13 protein-coding genes are annotated in these 14407 nt (G+C 67.2%); 7 read left to right on the forward strand and 6 right to left on the reverse strand.

Annotated features, from left to right (window positions below; all coding sequences use genetic code 11):
• Window positions 1-31: 31 nt before the first annotated feature.
• Window positions 32-292, forward strand: a complete 261-nt coding sequence (locus GGQ80_RS06940; RefSeq protein ID WP_221364266.1) for a FitA-like ribbon-helix-helix domain-containing protein — start codon at window positions 32-34, stop codon at window positions 290-292.
• Entirely contained in the window at window positions 292-711 is a 420-nt protein-coding gene (locus GGQ80_RS06945) for a type II toxin-antitoxin system VapC family toxin (RefSeq protein ID WP_183983170.1), read from the forward strand. The genes GGQ80_RS06940 and GGQ80_RS06945 overlap by 1 nt, the downstream gene beginning before the upstream one ends.
• Window positions 712-719: 8 nt before the next feature.
• On the opposite strand, the gene GGQ80_RS06950 is transcribed toward GGQ80_RS06945, so the two are convergent.
• The 3 genes from GGQ80_RS06950 to GGQ80_RS06960 are packed head-to-tail and all read right to left on the reverse strand — an operon-like array spanning window position 720 to window position 3911.
• Complete coding sequence (locus tag GGQ80_RS06950) at window positions 720-2285, reverse strand: DHA2 family efflux MFS transporter permease subunit (protein WP_183983171.1); 1566 nt, start codon at window positions 2283-2285, stop codon at window positions 720-722.
• The gene (locus GGQ80_RS06955; protein ID WP_183983172.1) at window positions 2285-3367 is read right to left on the reverse strand and encodes an HlyD family secretion protein; all 1083 of its coding nucleotides are present in this window, start codon (window positions 3365-3367) and stop codon (window positions 2285-2287) included. Before GGQ80_RS06955 ends, GGQ80_RS06950 begins: the two co-directional genes overlap by 1 nt.
• A complete protein-coding gene (locus GGQ80_RS06960; protein ID WP_343050912.1) occupies window positions 3360-3911 on the reverse strand; it encodes a MarR family winged helix-turn-helix transcriptional regulator in 552 nt (183 codons plus the stop codon). Before GGQ80_RS06960 ends, GGQ80_RS06955 begins: the two co-directional genes overlap by 8 nt.
• A gap of 79 nt (window positions 3912-3990) precedes the next feature.
• Between GGQ80_RS06960 and GGQ80_RS06965 the strand changes: the two genes are divergently transcribed.
• The gene (locus GGQ80_RS06965; RefSeq protein ID WP_343050913.1) at window positions 3991-4749 is read left to right on the forward strand and encodes an alpha/beta fold hydrolase; all 759 of its coding nucleotides are present in this window, start codon (window positions 3991-3993) and stop codon (window positions 4747-4749) included.
• 172 nt (window positions 4750-4921) lie between these two features.
• Window positions 4922-6730 (forward strand): M2 family metallopeptidase, encoded by a 1809-nt coding sequence (locus GGQ80_RS06970; RefSeq protein ID WP_183983174.1) that lies wholly within the window; start codon window positions 4922-4924, stop codon window positions 6728-6730.
• A 112-nt stretch (window positions 6731-6842) separates the two neighbouring features.
• On the opposite strand, the gene GGQ80_RS06975 is transcribed toward GGQ80_RS06970, so the two are convergent.
• The 3 genes from GGQ80_RS06975 to GGQ80_RS06985 form a co-directional block, all read right to left on the reverse strand.
• Complete coding sequence (locus tag GGQ80_RS06975) at window positions 6843-7403, reverse strand: hypothetical protein (protein ID WP_183983175.1); 561 nt, start codon at window positions 7401-7403, stop codon at window positions 6843-6845.
• 64 nt (window positions 7404-7467) lie between these two features.
• On the reverse strand, window positions 7468-8916 hold the full coding sequence (locus GGQ80_RS06980) for an AMP nucleosidase (protein ID WP_183983176.1): 1449 nt from the start codon (window positions 8914-8916) through the stop codon (window positions 7468-7470).
• A gap of 184 nt (window positions 8917-9100) precedes the next feature.
• The gene (locus tag GGQ80_RS06985) at window positions 9101-9580 is read right to left on the reverse strand and encodes a peroxiredoxin (RefSeq protein WP_183983177.1); all 480 of its coding nucleotides are present in this window, start codon (window positions 9578-9580) and stop codon (window positions 9101-9103) included.
• A 106-nt stretch (window positions 9581-9686) separates the two neighbouring features.
• On the opposite strand from GGQ80_RS06985, the gene GGQ80_RS06990 reads away from it, so the two are divergent.
• The 3 genes from GGQ80_RS06990 (at window position 9687) to GGQ80_RS07000 (ending at window position 14396) form a co-directional block, all read left to right on the forward strand.
• Window positions 9687-10247, forward strand: a complete 561-nt coding sequence (locus GGQ80_RS06990) for a YqgE/AlgH family protein (protein ID WP_183983178.1) — start codon at window positions 9687-9689, stop codon at window positions 10245-10247.
• 155 nt (window positions 10248-10402) lie between these two features.
• The gene (gene ahcY / locus GGQ80_RS06995) at window positions 10403-11824 is read left to right on the forward strand and encodes an adenosylhomocysteinase (RefSeq protein ID WP_183983179.1); all 1422 of its coding nucleotides are present in this window, start codon (window positions 10403-10405) and stop codon (window positions 11822-11824) included.
• A 235-nt stretch (window positions 11825-12059) separates the two neighbouring features.
• Complete coding sequence (locus tag GGQ80_RS07000; RefSeq protein WP_183983180.1) at window positions 12060-14396, forward strand: PAS-domain containing protein; 2337 nt, start codon at window positions 12060-12062, stop codon at window positions 14394-14396.
• Window positions 14397-14407 lie beyond the last annotated feature (11 nt).

The following is a 14407-nucleotide window of genomic DNA, read 5'->3' on the forward strand; positions in this document are numbered from 1 at the left end:
AAAGTGATAGCAGCGCGCTATCATGCTGGCCATGGGCCAGGTACTGATCCGCAATCTAGATGACTCGGTGATCGATGCTTATCGTAGGGCGGCCGCTGCCAACCAGCGGTCGCTCGAGGCGGAATTGCGTGAGGCGCTGCGACAGGCGGCGCCTGATCAATCAGCCAGTCGACGTGCCGCCGCGCAGGCAATCCGCGATAGGCTGCCGGCCGATATGCCGGGTCCCGACGGCACCAACATTATTCGGCGCTATCGCGATACCAACGGTGGACGTGACTTGGACGCGTTCTGATGGTGCGCATCGTCGACGCTAGCGTCGCCTTCAAATGGTTCGTTCCTGAGGACGGCAGCGATCTTGCGCTCGCTATCCTAGACGGCCCTGAGAGATTGGTGGCGCCGGATATCATATTGTCGGAAGTAGCCAATGCGCTGTGGGTGCGTCTCCGCAAGCTGGAGCTCGACGGGGCTCCATCAACCGTAGTGCGTGACGCGGTTGCATCGCTGAAACGGATGCTGGACGAGAAGGTGCCGGCGCCAGAACTGCTACCTCGGGCCGTCGAACTGGCTTTCGCGTTGAACCACCCGGTGTATGACTGCCTTTATCTCGCGCTAGCCGAGCGGGAGCAGGCAGTGCTGGTCAGCGCCGACAAACGCCTCGTCGAGACGGCGCGAAAGGGCGGGTACGGGCCGTTGGCGCAGGTGCTGGCTTAACCTCGGCATCACTCCGCGTGCACCGCCTCCACCTTGCCCTTGGGGCGGCGGAGCAGGAGGACGAGCGGCAGCACCGCGACCGAGATCCAGGCCATCAGATAGAAATCGTCGATATAGGCGATCATCGCCGCCTGCTTGTTCACCATGCCGTCGGCGACCGCCATGACGCTGTCGGACAGCGCGCCGAACTGGTCGAGCTGGCCGAGGTTGAGGCCGGGGATCGTCGTTGCGGTGACGTGCTGCGACAGGTCGGCGTGGCTGGTCTGGATGTTGCGGGCGAGCAGCACCGTCACCATCGAGATGCCGGCCGACTGGCCGATCGAGCGGAACAGGTTGAGCAGGCTGGCGCCGTCGGGCCGGAAACGGCCGTCGAGCGTCGCGAAGGCGAGGCTGTTGAGCGGCATGAAGACGAGCCCCATGCCGAGCCCCTGGACGAAGCCGGTGGTGACGACCGGCCAGAAGTCCATCTCCAGCGAGTAGCCGGCCATCATCCTTAGCGACCAGGCGAAGACGATGAGGCCGACCGCGATCATGATCCGCGCGTCGATACGGCTCATCATCACGCCGGCAAACCACATCGTCACCAGCACGCCGACGCCGCGCGGCGCCATCATCATCCCCGTGTCGATCACGGGATAGCCGAACAGCGACTGGAGCATCGGTGGCAACAGCGCCATCGGCGCCATCGTCGAGACGCCGATCACGACCATGAAGAACATGCCGGTGACGAGGTTGCGGTTGGCGAACAGCTGGCGGTCGAACAGCGGCTTCTTCGCGGTGGCGAGGTGGATCACGGTCATCCAGGTCGCCGCCAGCGCGACGAGCCCCTCGATCACGATTTCCCAGCTCGAAAACCAGTCTCGCTCCTGCCCACGGTCGAGCATCAGCTGGAATGCGGCGACGGCGATGCCGATGAGAAGGAAGCCGCCGACGTCGAACGACTTGGCGTCCTTGGGTCGCGACGGCAGCAGGAACCAGAGGATGGCGAAGGTCAGCAGGCCGACGGGCACGTTGACGTAGAAGACCCAGCGCCAGTTATAGCTTTCGGTCAGCCAGCCGCCGATCACCGGGCCCATGATCGGGCCGACCATGACGCCCATCCCCCACACGCTCATCGCCTTCGCCGCGCGTTCGGGCGGGTTGATGTCGAGCATCGCGGTTTGCGACAGGGGATTGATGAAGGCGGCGAACACGCCCTGGAATACGCGGAAGACGACCATTTCGGTCAGGCTGACCGCGGTGCCGCAGGCCATCGAGGCGAGGATGAAGCCGGCGACGGCGATCAGGAAGAGGTTGCGGCTGCCGAACCGAGCCGACAGCCAGCCGGTCGCTGGCAACGCGATCGCGGTGGCGACGATATAGCTCGTCAGCACCCAGGTGACCGTGTCCTGCGTCGCGCCGAGCGCCGTCGCCATGTGCGGCAGCGCGACGTTGGCGATGGTGGTGTCGAGGATCTGCATGATCATCGCCCCCATCACCCCGACGGTCAGGATGCCGCGGTTGCGCGTTTCGAGCACCGGCTTGCCCATCGCCGCCGCGGGCCGTGGCGCGGCGGAAGCGGCGGCGGTCGCCATCAGTGCTTGCCGGTGTCGATCGTCACGTCGGCGGAAAGGCCGGCGATCATCGTCCGCGGCGGTGCGCCATCGATCGCGATGCGCACGGGTACGCGCTGCGTCACCTTTACCCAATTGCCGTTGGCGTTCTGTGCGGGGAGGACCGAAAACTCGCTGCCGGTCCCGGCGCCGATTGACTGGACACGGCCGCGGATCTTGAGGTCGGGATAGGCATCGAGCTTCACCTCGGCCGGCTGGCCGGGCGCCATGTGATCGAGGTCGGTTTCCTTGAAATTCGCCTCGACCCAGGCGGCCTGGCTGACGACGAGGCTGAGGGCCGGCACGCCGGTGGGGGTGACGTTGCCGACCTGAAGTCGCCCGGTCTGGCTGACGATGCCGTCGTGCGGCGCGCGCACGACGGTGCGCTGGAGATCGTAGGCGGCCTTTTCGCGCTTCGCGAGCGCGGTCTGGATGGCGGCGGGCTGGGCACCGCCGCCGCCGCTGCCGAGCTGCTGACGGGCGCGCGCGGCCGACGCCTCGGCAGTCGCGAGCTTGGCGCGGGCGGCGGCGACCGACTGGGTGGCGGCATCGACCGCTGCCCGCGTGGTGAAGCCGCGCTGCATCAGCGCCGCCTGGCGGTCATAGGTCGCCTGCGCCAGCGTGATGCCCGCGCGCGCGTCGGCGATATCGGCGGCGGCGCTCTGGGTATCGGTCGCCATCGTCGACACCGACACGCGAGCGGATGCGAGATCCGCATCGGCCTGGTCGAGCGCGATCTGATAGGGGCGGGGATCGATGCGGAACAGGACGTCGCCGGCCCTGACCCGCTGGTTCTCCTTCACGTCGACCTCGACGATCCGGCCGGACACGTCGGGGCTCACCGACACCATGTCCTGGCGGACATAGGCGTTGTCAGTCGACACGTAGCGCCCCCCGGTCAGCCAGACATAGCCGGCGATGGCGGCGATCAGCAGCGGTACGCTGACCAGCAGCACCGGCCGCAGCCAGCGACGCCTGGGCTTGGCGACGACCAGATCGGCCGGGGCGGCGACGGGAGCGGCGCCGGACGTGCGAACGTCGCGCTGGGGGTCTGCTTCAGCCATGGGCGGCGCGGTCCTTGTCGTCTTGATCGGTGAGGTTCGTGCGAATGCGCGCGAGCATGTCGACCAGCGCGGCGCGGTCGGCGGCGGCGATGCCGTCGAGCGCCTCGTCGACCGCCTGGTCGCCGATCGTGCGGAGCTGGTCGATCAGCGGGCGCGACTTTTCAGTGAGATAAAGATTCCACGCACGGCGGTCGTGAGGATCGCGGCGGCGTTCGACATGACCAGCCTCTTCGAGCCGGTCGACCATGCGGCACAAGGTGATTGGCTCGACCTCGAGCACCTCGGCAAGGCGCCCCTGGGTCAGCCCTTCGCGTCGGGAAATGGCGGTCAACGCGCGCCACTGCGTTCGGGTGACCCCGATCGCACGCGCACGCCCATCGAAAAGCCGGCGAAGCAGGCGCGACGTGTCGCTCAGCAGAAAACCAACTTCAGACATGGACGCGCATATAATAAGCACACTTATATAATGGAAGGACTGACGCGTGTGCGTTGCGCAATGGCGGTTGCACATGGCGGCGGCCGGCAGGATTTCTTTCGCCGTCAATCCTCACACGACAGGTGCGGCTTGCCATGCGGGCATCGTCAAGAGAATGAGGGCGCCGTGCAGCGATGGATGGATGCCGGTGGCAAGCGACCCGACTGAATTTTTCGAAAGTTTCGATGGCGCACGGATCGCGTGGCGCGAAATGGGGCAGGGGCGGCCGGTGGTGCTGATCCACGGCTATTTCTCGACCGCGCAGGTCAACTGGATCAAATACGGCCATGCCCGGGCGATCGCCGATGCCGGCTTTCGCGTCATCATGCCCGACCTGCGCGGCCATGGCGAGAGCGCGACGCCGCACGACGCCGCGTCCTATCCGCCCGACTGCCTGATGCGCGACAATCTGGCGCTGATCGAACATCTGGGGCTCAGCGACTATGACCTTGGCGGCTATTCGCTGGGCGGGCGGACGACGGTGCGGATGCTGGCCAACGGTGCCATGCCGCGACGCGTGGTGATCGCGGGCATGGGGTTGCAGGGATTGGTCGATACCGGCGGGCGCGGCGGGTATTTCCGGCGCGTGCTGACCAACCTCGGCAGTTTTGAGCGCGGGACGCCGGAGTGGCTGACCGAGGCGTTCCTGAAGACGACGGGCGGCGATGCCGAGGCGTTGCTGCGCGTGCTCGACACGTTCGTCGATACCGACGAGCGTGACATTGCGGCGATCTCGCAACCGACGCTGGTGGTGTCGGGGGTCGACGACGAGGACAACGGCCCGGCAGCCGAGCTCGCCGATCTGTTGCCGAACGGGCGCTATGTCGCCGTGCCGGGTAATCACATGAGCGCAGTGACCAAGCCCGAGATTGGCCGGGCGATCGCGGATTTCCTGGGCGAGTCATGATCCTCCCCCGCCAGGGGGAGGTGGCGCGCCGAAGGCGTGACGGAGGGGGAGGAGGGCGAGCAACCTCGACGATGTCGCTTACCGCCCCCTCCGTCAGCTTCGCTGCCACCTCCCCCTGGCGGGGGAGGATCAGTGGGCCTAAGCGGTTGGCAAGATTGAGAGAGAAACAAGAATGTATCGTTCGATGATTTCCGCGCTGGCGCTGGTGGCGGCAACCCCGGCGGTGGCGCAGAGCGCGACGCCGACCGCCGCGCAGGCCGACGCCTTCGTCGCGGAGGCCGAGAAGACGCTGGCGGCGAAGGGCGTCGATGCGGCGCGGATCAGCTGGGTCAATGCGACCAACATCACCGACGATACCGATGCGCTGGCGGCCAAGTCGGGTGCGGAGATGACCCAGCTTGGCGTCCGATACGCGCTGGAGGCAGCGAAATACGCCAAGGCGCCGGGGCTGTCGGCGGTGACCAGGCGCAAGCTCGACCTGCTGCGCGGCGGCCTGACGCTGCCCGCACCGACCACGCCGCCCGGTGCCGCGGACGAGCTGGCGACGCTGCGCACGCGGATGGCGTCGTCCTATGGCAAGGGCAAGGGCACGCTCGACGGCCAGCCGATCAACGGATCGGATATCGAAGCGGCGATGGGCACCGAGCGTGATCCCGTCAAGCTGAAAGAGATGTGGCTGAGCTGGCACGACAATGTCGGCGCGCCGATGCGCAAGGACTATGTGCGGATGGCGGAGATATCCAACGCCGGTGCGCGCGAGCTGGGCTATGCCGATCTCGGCGCGATGTGGCGGTCGGGATACGACATGCCGCCCGAGCAATTCGAGGCACTGACCGACAAGATCTGGGCCGAGGTCGAGCCGCTCTACGAGTCGCTGCACACCTATGTCCGCTGGAAGCTCAACGAGAAGTACGGCGATGCGGTGCAGCCCAAGACCGGGCCGATCCGTGCCGACCTGCTCGGTAACATGTGGGCGCAGGAGTGGGGCAACATCTATGACGTCGTCGCGCCGGCGGGGTCGGGCGACCTGGGCTATGACGTCGGCGAGCTGCTGGTCGCCAAGGGCTATGATCCGGTGAAGATGGTGCGGCAGGGCGAGGGCTTCTACTCCTCGCTCGGCTTTGCGCCGCTGCCCGAGACGTTCTGGCAGCGATCGCAGATCGTGAAGCCGCGCGATCGCGAGGTGATCTGCCATGCCTCGGCGTGGGACATCGACAGCAAGGACGATATCCGCATCAAGATGTGTACCAAGGTGAACGGCGACGACTTCGTCACGATCCACCACGAGCTCGGTCACAATTACTACCAGCGCGCCTACAAGGATCAGCCCAACCTGTTCCAGGGCGGCGCCAACGACGGCTTCCACGAGGCGATCGGCGACACCGTCGCGCTGTCGATCACGCCCGATTATCTGGTGAAGATCGGCCTGCTCGATCCCGCCAAGGTGCCGGCTGCCGACAAGGATACCGGGCTGTTGCTGCGCCAAGCGATGGACAAGGTGGCGTTCCTGCCGTTCGGCCTATTGATCGACAAGTGGCGCTGGGGCGTGTTCTCGGGCGAGATCAGGCCGGCGGGCATGCAGGCGGCATGGGACGCGATGCGGCTGAAATATCAGGGCGTGGTGCCGCCGGCGCCGCGTGACGAGACGCGGTTCGATCCGGGCGCGAAGTATCACGTGCCGGCGTCGACGCCCTACATGCGCTATTTCCTGGCGCGCGTGCTCCAGTTCCAATTCTATCAGGCCGCATGCAAGCAGGCCGGGTGGAAGGGGCCGCTTCACCGCTGCTCCTTCTATGGCAACAAAGCGGTCGGCGAGCGACTGAACGCGATGCTGACGATGGGCCAGTCGAAGCCGTGGCCGGATGCGCTACAGGCGTTCACCGGCAGCCGCGAGATGTCGGGCAAGGCGATGATCGCCTATTTCGCCCCGCTCAAGACGTGGCTCGACAAGCAGAACCAGGGCAAGCCGCAGGGGTGGTAACGGCGCCAGCGGTTTCGTCATCCCGGCTTTGAGCCGGGATCCCGCTTTCATCCTCGAACGATGAGGAAGTAGCGTCACCCCGGCTCGAGGCCGGGGTGACGGGGATTGGGGATCAGCCCGGGATCGTATTCTCGTCGGCGATGCCGGCTTCGAACTGCTTCGACGAATCGGTGCCGTCGGGCTGGTGCGCCTTGGTCCGCTTGGATTCCGGCTTGTCGTTCGCTGGCTTCTTGGGCGGCTTGGGCGTGCTGCCGCGAAGCGAGAGTAGCGCAGCAGTGGCCGCGCCGGCTGCGGCGAGGCCACCGGCGATGGCAGCGATCCCCCAGGGGCCGCCGACCTTCTTCTCGGCAGTCTTCGCGGCCTTCGTGGTTGCGCGGGTGGCGCGCTTGGCCGACGTGGACGTCGTCTTGGCCGCCTTGCCGGCGCTGCCCCGCACGGACTTGGCGGCGGACTTCGCGGTCGCCTCGATCGTCTCGACAGGGCCCTGCGATGCGCTCGTCGCCGTGCGTCGCTTGCGGGCGCCGGTCGTCGATGCGGCGGACTTGCTCGCGCGCGATTTTGTCGTGGTCGCGGGCGTGGTGGTGCTGCTCGACGAGCGCGCGGCGCGGCGGCGAGGTGCGGGCTTCTTCGCGTCGGTCGCTGGCGGCGTCGGCGTGTCGGGGGTGTCGGCCATGGCGGAAGTTCCCTGAATGGTTCCGCACCCGTAACGCATTAGGTCGCGATGGTTTCCCCAACGATCAGCGGAACGGCGGTTCGTCGAACGCGCGCAGCTTGCGGCTGTGGAGCCGTGGTCCTTCGATCCGCAGCTGCTCGCACGCCTCGATGCCGATGCGCATGTGCTCGCTGATCGCGCGTTCGTAGAAGCGATTGGCCTGGCCGGGCAGCTTCAGCTCGCCGTGGAGCGGCTTGTCCGACACGCAGAGCAGGGTGCCGTAGGGGACGCGGAAGCGATAGCCCTGCGCCGCGATCGTCGCCGACTCCATGTCGATGCCGACCGCGCGTGACAGCGAGAAACGCAGCGCCGAGCGGGAATAGCGCAGTTCCCAATTGCGATCGTCGGTGGTGACGATGGTGCCGGTGCGCAGGCGGCGCTTGAGCTCCTCGCCGGACTGGCCCGAGACGATCTCGGCCGCCTTGGCCATCGCCACCTGGACCTCCGCGATGGCGGGCACGGGGATCTCCGGCGGCAGAACGTCGTCGAGGACGTGATCGTCGCGCAGATAGGCATGGGCGAGGACATAGTCGCCGATCCGCTGCGACGGACGAAGGCCGCCGCAATGGCCGATCATCAGCCAGCTTTCCGGACGCGTGACGGCGAGATGGTCGCAGATCGTCTTCGCGTTCGACGGGCCGACGCCGATGTTGACGAGGGTGATGCCGGTGCGATCCTCGGCGATCAGGTGATAGGCGGGCATCTGGTGCCGGCGCCACGCGCTGTCGGTGACGATCTGGTCGACGTCTTCGGGCTTGGTGATGAGCACACCGCCCGCGCCCGACAGCGCGGTGAAGCGGCTGGGTGATCCGTCCGCCTTGGGGCCAAGCTGCGACGCGCCCCAGCGGACGAATTCGTCGACGTAGCGATGGTAGTTGGTGAACAGGACGTACTGCTGCGTATGCTCCGACGGGGTGCCGGTATAGTGGCGCAGCCGGGCGAGGCTGAAGTCGGTGCGCAACGCATCGAACAGCGCGAGCGGGCGGGCACCACCATCGGTATTCCACAAGCCGTCGGCGATCTCGTCGCCGATATGCGCAAGCTCGGTCGCGGGGAAGAAGCGCGCCAGCTCGGCGGCGGACACGGTGTCGAGGCTGAGCGCGTGGCCGGGATCGAGGACGTAGGGGAAGGGGATCTCCTGCCGCCCCGGCGCCGCTGTGACGTAGACGTCATAGTCTTCCATCAACAGCGTCAGCTGCTCGACGAGATAGTCGGCGAACAATGCGGGCTTGGTGACGCTGATCGCATAGTCGCCCGGGGTGACGAGCCGCCCGAACGAGCGCAGCGGCGTCGGCCGCTCGGTGCCGCCGCGATAGCTGAGGCGGATTTCCGGATAGGCGAACGAACCATCGGTGCGCGCGGCGTGCGGCGGGACGGTGCCGTCGGTGAGGTAGGCATTCAGCGCGCCCTGAAGGCGTTCGACGGCGGCGCGGTAGAGCCGATCGAGTTCGGCGACGATGTCGGATGCAGTCATCCGGGATGGTTACGCGCGGCGGATGACGCTGGCAAGACGGGGGCGATTGTCCTCCCCGCAGCGTGGGGAGGGGGACCGCCGCGCAGCGGTGGTGGAGGGGGCGTTCGGCAAGCGCGTCGCGGGTGGATGGCCCCTCCACCATGCCTGCGGCATGGTCCCCCTCCCCGTGTCGGGGAGGATCTGCTTACATCTCCGTCAGCAGCTTTTCGGCGCTGCTTACCTCGAAGGCGCCCGGCGCTTCGACGTTGAGCTGTTCGACGACCCCGTCATTGACCAGCATCGAGTAGCGCTTCGACCGCTTGCCCATGCCGAACTTCGATCCGTCCATGTCGAGGCCGAGCGCCTCGGCGAAGTCGCCGTTGCCGTCGGCGAGCATGGTGATGCCCTCGGCGTTGCTGGCCTTCGCCCAGGCGTCCATGACGAAGGCGTCGTTGACCGAGACGCAGGCAATCTCGTCGACGCCCTTCGCCTTCAATTCGTCCTGCTTCTCGACGAAACCGGGCAGGTGCTTGGCCGAGCAGGTCGGGGTGAAGGCGCCGGGCACGGCGAACAGCGCGACGGTGCGGCCGGCGAAGAACGCCTCGCTGTTGATCTGGTCGGGACCGTCGGGCGTCACCTTCACGAGCGTGGCCTTGGGCAGCCGGTCGCCTACGCTGATCGTCATGGGATATATTCTCCTGGGTTAGGCTTTTGCGCCGGCCATCCAGTGGCCATCCGCCGCGCCGATTTCAAGCATGGCGCCGCATCCGGGTACGGTATAGGCAGGCCGGATGTCCGAGCCAGCCTATCTGTCGGGCCAGTTCCTGCTGGCGATGCCGGGGATGAGCGATCCCCGCTTCGATCACGCGGTCATCGCGATCTGCGCGCATGACGACGAGGGCGCGATCGGCATCGGTCTCGGCGCGACGATCGACGGGCTGACGCTGCACGACCTGCTCGACCAACTCGAGATCGACCATGGCGTCGCACCCGATGCGCCGATCCATTTCGGCGGCCCGGTTGAGACGCGGCGCGGCTTCGTCGTCCATTCGAACGACTGGAGCGGCCAGGACACGGTCGACGTCGGCGGCCGCTGGGCATTGTCGGGGACGATCGACGTCCTGCGCGCGATCGCCGCGGGGAATGGGCCGAGCCGCTGGGTCGCGGCACTGGGCTATGCCGGCTGGGGCGCGGGCCAGCTCGACGGCGAGCTGACACGGCCGGGCTGGCTGGCGGTAACGGGTGACGAGACGTTGCTGTACGATACGCCCGCGGAAGAACGCTGGTCGGTCGGCTATGCCCAGGCCGGCGTCGATCCGCGGTTGCTGGTGAGCGATCTGGGGACCGCGTAACGCCCAGGCACAGGCAGGCGAGGGCTGCGCCGGCCATGGTGACCAACATATAAAGATATCTTTATATTTGATCTCGGGGACGTCCCGCAGTAAAGGCGCGCGCATCCGGCACGGGGATCAGCCCCGCCGAACCACCACGTTTCAGGAGAATCCTCGTGGCCACCGCGCTCGCTACCGAGACCCACGACTATGTCATCAAGGACATCGGCCTCGCCGATTTCGGCCGCGCCGAGATCAAGATCGCCGAAACCGAAATGCCGGGCCTGATGGCGCTGCGCGAGGAATTCGGCGCGTCGCAGCCGCTCAAGGGCGCGCGCATCACCGGCTCGCTGCACATGACGATCCAGACCGCGGTGCTGATCGAGACGCTGACCGCGCTCGGTGCCGACGTCCGCTGGGCGACGTGCAACATCTTCTCGACGCAGGACCACGCCGCCGCCGCCATCGCGGCGACGGGCGTTCCCGTGTTCGCGGTGAAGGGCGAGACGCTGGCCGAGTACTGGGATTATGTCGGCGACATCTTCTCGTGGGATCACGACGTCGACGGCCAGACCGCCAACATCATCCTCGACGACGGCGGCGACGCGACGATGTTCGCGCTGTGGGGTGCGAAGCTCGAGGCCGGCGCGACCTTCGCCGAGCCGGAGAACGAGGAAGAAGTCGAGTTCCAGCGGTCGGTGAAGGCGTTCATCGCCAAGAAGCCGGGCTATCTGACCGAGACGGTCAAGAACCTGAAGGGCGTGTCGGAAGAGACCACGACCGGCGTCCACCGCCTGTACGAGATCGCGAAGAAGGGCGAGCTGCCCTTCCCGGCGATCAACGTGAACGATTCGGTGACCAAGTCGAAGTTCGACAACCTGTACGGCTGCAAGGAATCGCTGGTCGATGCGATCCGTCGCGCCACCGACGTGATGCTCGCCGGCAAGGTCGCAACCGTCGCCGGCTTCGGTGACGTCGGCAAGGGTTCGGCCCAGTCGCTGCGCAACGGCGGCGCCCGCGTGCTGGTGACCGAGGTCGATCCGATCTGCGCGCTGCAGGCGGCGATGGAGGGCTTCGAGGTCGTGACGATGGAAGAGGCGGTCAAGCGCTCGGACATCTTCGTGACCGCGACCGGCAACGCCGACGTCATCACCGCCGATCACATGAAGGCGATGAAGCCGATGTCGATCGTCTGCAACATCGGCCACTTCGACTCCGAAATCCAGATCGCCGCACTGTCGAACTACAAGTGGTCGGAAGTGAAGCCGGGCACCGACCTGGTTGAGTTCCCCGACGGCAAGCAGATCATCATTCTGGCGAAGGGCCGCCTGGTGAACCTGGGCTGCGCGACCGGCCACCCGTCGTTCGTGATGTCGGCGTCGTTCACCAACCAGACGCTCGCGCAGATCGAGCTGTGGACGAAGGGCGAGAACTACAAGAACGACGTCTACGTCCTGCCCAAGCACCTCGACGAGAAGGTCGCGGCGCTTCACCTCGAAAAGCTGGGCGTCCAGCTGTCGAAGCTGAGTGACAAGCAGGCCAAGTATATCGGTGTGCCGGTCGAGGGCCCGTTCAAGCCCGACCACTACCGCTACTGATGCTTGCCGCCGCGTCGCCGCGCGAGCGGTGGCGGGCGGGCAGACGACGGGCCGCGCTTCCTATCGGAGGCGCGGCCCGTTCGCGTTGGCGATTGCTTTCTTTCCTGCGGCGCGACAATCGGTTTAGATCGGGACCCGGCTGGCGCTGCAGGGCGATGCGCGCGGCCGAAGGGGTGAGGAGTTCGACTAGCTTGACTGCCGATCGTCTCATCCAGTCGCCGGGCGGGGCCGCCGCGTGCTGACGCTGGACACGACCGCCCTGGCCGGCGTGGCGGCGGCGCTGTTCCTGCTGATCGCTGGCGCGGTCGTGGCGCTCTACGTCGGGCTGACCACCTGGGGCCGTGCACGCGCCGTCGAGGCGGAGCAGCGCGAGGCGGAGGCGTTACGCGCCGGTGCGCCGGTGGTGGCGATGATCGTTCGCCCCGATGCGCGGATCGACATGCCGCCGCGGATGGCCGACTGGCTGGGCCTAGTCACGCCGCCCCGGTTCCTGGCGGACCTGGGCGGCACCGATCGTGGATTGTCGTTGGCCGATGCGGAAACGCTGGTCGAGCATGTGACGGCGGCGCAGCGATCGGGCCGGCCCTTCACGCTGGCGGTGCGGCCGATCGGCTCCGATCGCGCGGTGACGCTACGCGGCGCGCGGGCGGCGGGCGAGCTGGGCGCGACCGGCGCCGTCATCGTCTGGGCGATCGACGCGACCGAGGCGGAGGCCGAGATCGCGCGGCTCGGCGAAGAGGTAAGCGATCTGGCCGCTGCCTATTCGGCGATGACGGGGCTGATCGAGGCGGCGCCGATGCCGATGTGGTATCGCGCGTCCGACATGTCGCTCGCGATGGTCAATTCGGCCTATGTCGAGGCGGTCGAGGGGCAGAGCGCGAGCGAAGTCGTTCGGCGCGGCGTCGAGCTGATCGACGGCCCTCCGATCGGGGCACGGACGGCACAGCAGACGGCGAGGCCCTATGTCCAGGCGATCCCGGCGACGATCGGCGGCGAGCGACGGACGCTTCAGGTCCATGACGTGCCGTTGCCCAATGGCGGCGTCGCCGGTTTTGCGGTCGATATCGAGGACCTGGAACAGTCGCGCGCACGCGCCAAGCGCTTCAACGAGGCTCAGCGGGCGATGCTGGACCAGCTGTCGGCCGGCGTCGTCCAGTTCGGTGCCGATCGCAGCCTGATCTTCTGCAACCAGCCGTTCCGGCGGCTGTTCGCGATGCGCGCCGAATGGCTGGCCGACCGGCCGGAGTTCGACCGCGTGCTCGAACGAATGCGAGAGGCGGACCGGCTACCCGAGGTGCGCGACTTCCCGTCGTGGAAGGCGGAGCGGCGCGACTGGTTCTACCTGACCGAGGATGCGGTCGAGGAAAACTGGCACCTGCGCGGCGGCACGCATCTGCGCGTCGTGGCACAACCGCTGCCTGATGGCGGCCTGCTGCTGATCATCGAGGACCGGACTGAGCAGGTCCAGCTCGCCAGTGCGCGCGACACGCTGCTGCGGGTGCGGACGGCGACGTTCGACAATCTGTTCGAGGCGCTGGCCGTGTTCGCGGGCGATGGGCGGCTGCAGCTGTGGAACAACCGAATGCGTGCGGTGTGGGGGTTCCAGGAGGAATTTCTGTCATCGCACCCGCGCGTCGACGCCTTCGCCGCGGCGGCGGCGTCGAAGCTGGCGTCGCCGAACCGGTCGGGGATGATCCCGGAGCTGGTCCGGTCCGCGACCGTGGAGCGGCAGCAGCGCGGTGGCCGCGTGATGTTCGCCGACGGGCGGCACTTCGAATTCGCCGCGGTGCCGCTGCCCGACGGCAACGCGCTCTTCACGATGCTCGACATCTCCGATGCCCGCCGCGCCGAGCAGGCGCTGCGCGACCGTGCCGATGCGCTGGAGGAAGCGGACCGGGTCAAGACGCAGTTCGTCGCCAACATGAGCTACGAGCTGCGCACGCCACTGACCTCGATCAGCGGTTTCGCCGAGATGCTGCACGCCGGCTATGCGGGCAAGCTGACCAAGGAAGCCGACGCCTATGTCGAGGCGATCCTGGAATCGGTCGAACGACTGAGCCTGCTGGTCGACGACGTGCTCGACCTGACGCGGGGCGAGGACGAAACCGAGATCGAGCGCGATGACGTCGATCTGGCGTCGACTGCACGGGCGGCGGCGGACAATGTGGCGACGGCGGCGAAGCGGCGACACATCGACTTCGCGGTCGAAATTTCGCGGTCGGTCGGGCGCGTCACCGGCGATGGCAAGCGGCTGCGCGAGGTTGTCGAGCATTTGCTGCGCCACGCGATCGCCGCAACGCCCGAAGGTGGCCGGGTACTGCTTCATGCCGATGGCAATTCCGCGGCGGCGCGGATCGTGGTGTCGGACGACGGGCCGGGGATGGACGCCGAGAGCGTCGCGACGGCGTTCGACCGCTTCGCCGAGCCGGGATTGCAGCCGACCGGCGAGCGCGCATTGGGGCTGGGCCTGCCGCTCGCCAAGCAATTCGTCGAGGCGCATGGCGGGACGATCGAGCTAATGTCGGAGCCGGGGCAGGGCACGCTGGTGACGGTCGAGTTCCCGCGGCGGTGATGTCCCCAACG

Source organism: Sphingomonas jinjuensis (assembly GCF_014197105.1).
GTDB lineage: Bacteria > Pseudomonadota > Alphaproteobacteria > Sphingomonadales > Sphingomonadaceae > Sphingomonas > Sphingomonas jinjuensis.

Bases quoted from the DNA above. Each gene is read 5' to 3' on its own strand.
- GGQ80_RS06950 (WP_183983171.1), bottom strand. From the start codon at position 2,285: ATGGCGACCGCCGCCGCTTCCGCCGCGCCACGGCCCGCGGCGGCGATG.
- GGQ80_RS06985 (WP_183983177.1), bottom strand. From the start codon at position 9,580: ATGACGATCAGCGTAGGCGACCGGCTGCCCAAGGCCACGCTCGTGAAG.
- GGQ80_RS06945 (WP_183983170.1), top strand. From the start codon at position 292: ATGGTGCGCATCGTCGACGCTAGCGTCGCCTTCAAATGGTTCGTTCCT.
- GGQ80_RS06990 (WP_183983178.1), top strand. From the start codon at position 9,687: ATGTCCGAGCCAGCCTATCTGTCGGGCCAGTTCCTGCTGGCGATGCCG.
- GGQ80_RS06975 (WP_183983175.1), bottom strand. From the start codon at position 7,403: ATGGCCGACACCCCCGACACGCCGACGCCGCCAGCGACCGACGCGAAG.
- GGQ80_RS06970 (WP_183983174.1), top strand. From the start codon at position 4,922: ATGTATCGTTCGATGATTTCCGCGCTGGCGCTGGTGGCGGCAACCCCG.
- GGQ80_RS06980 (WP_183983176.1), bottom strand. From the start codon at position 8,916: ATGACTGCATCCGACATCGTCGCCGAACTCGATCGGCTCTACCGCGCC.
- GGQ80_RS06955 (WP_183983172.1), bottom strand. From the start codon at position 3,367: ATGGCTGAAGCAGACCCCCAGCGCGACGTTCGCACGTCCGGCGCCGCT.
- GGQ80_RS06940 (WP_221364266.1), top strand. From the start codon at position 32: ATGGGCCAGGTACTGATCCGCAATCTAGATGACTCGGTGATCGATGCT.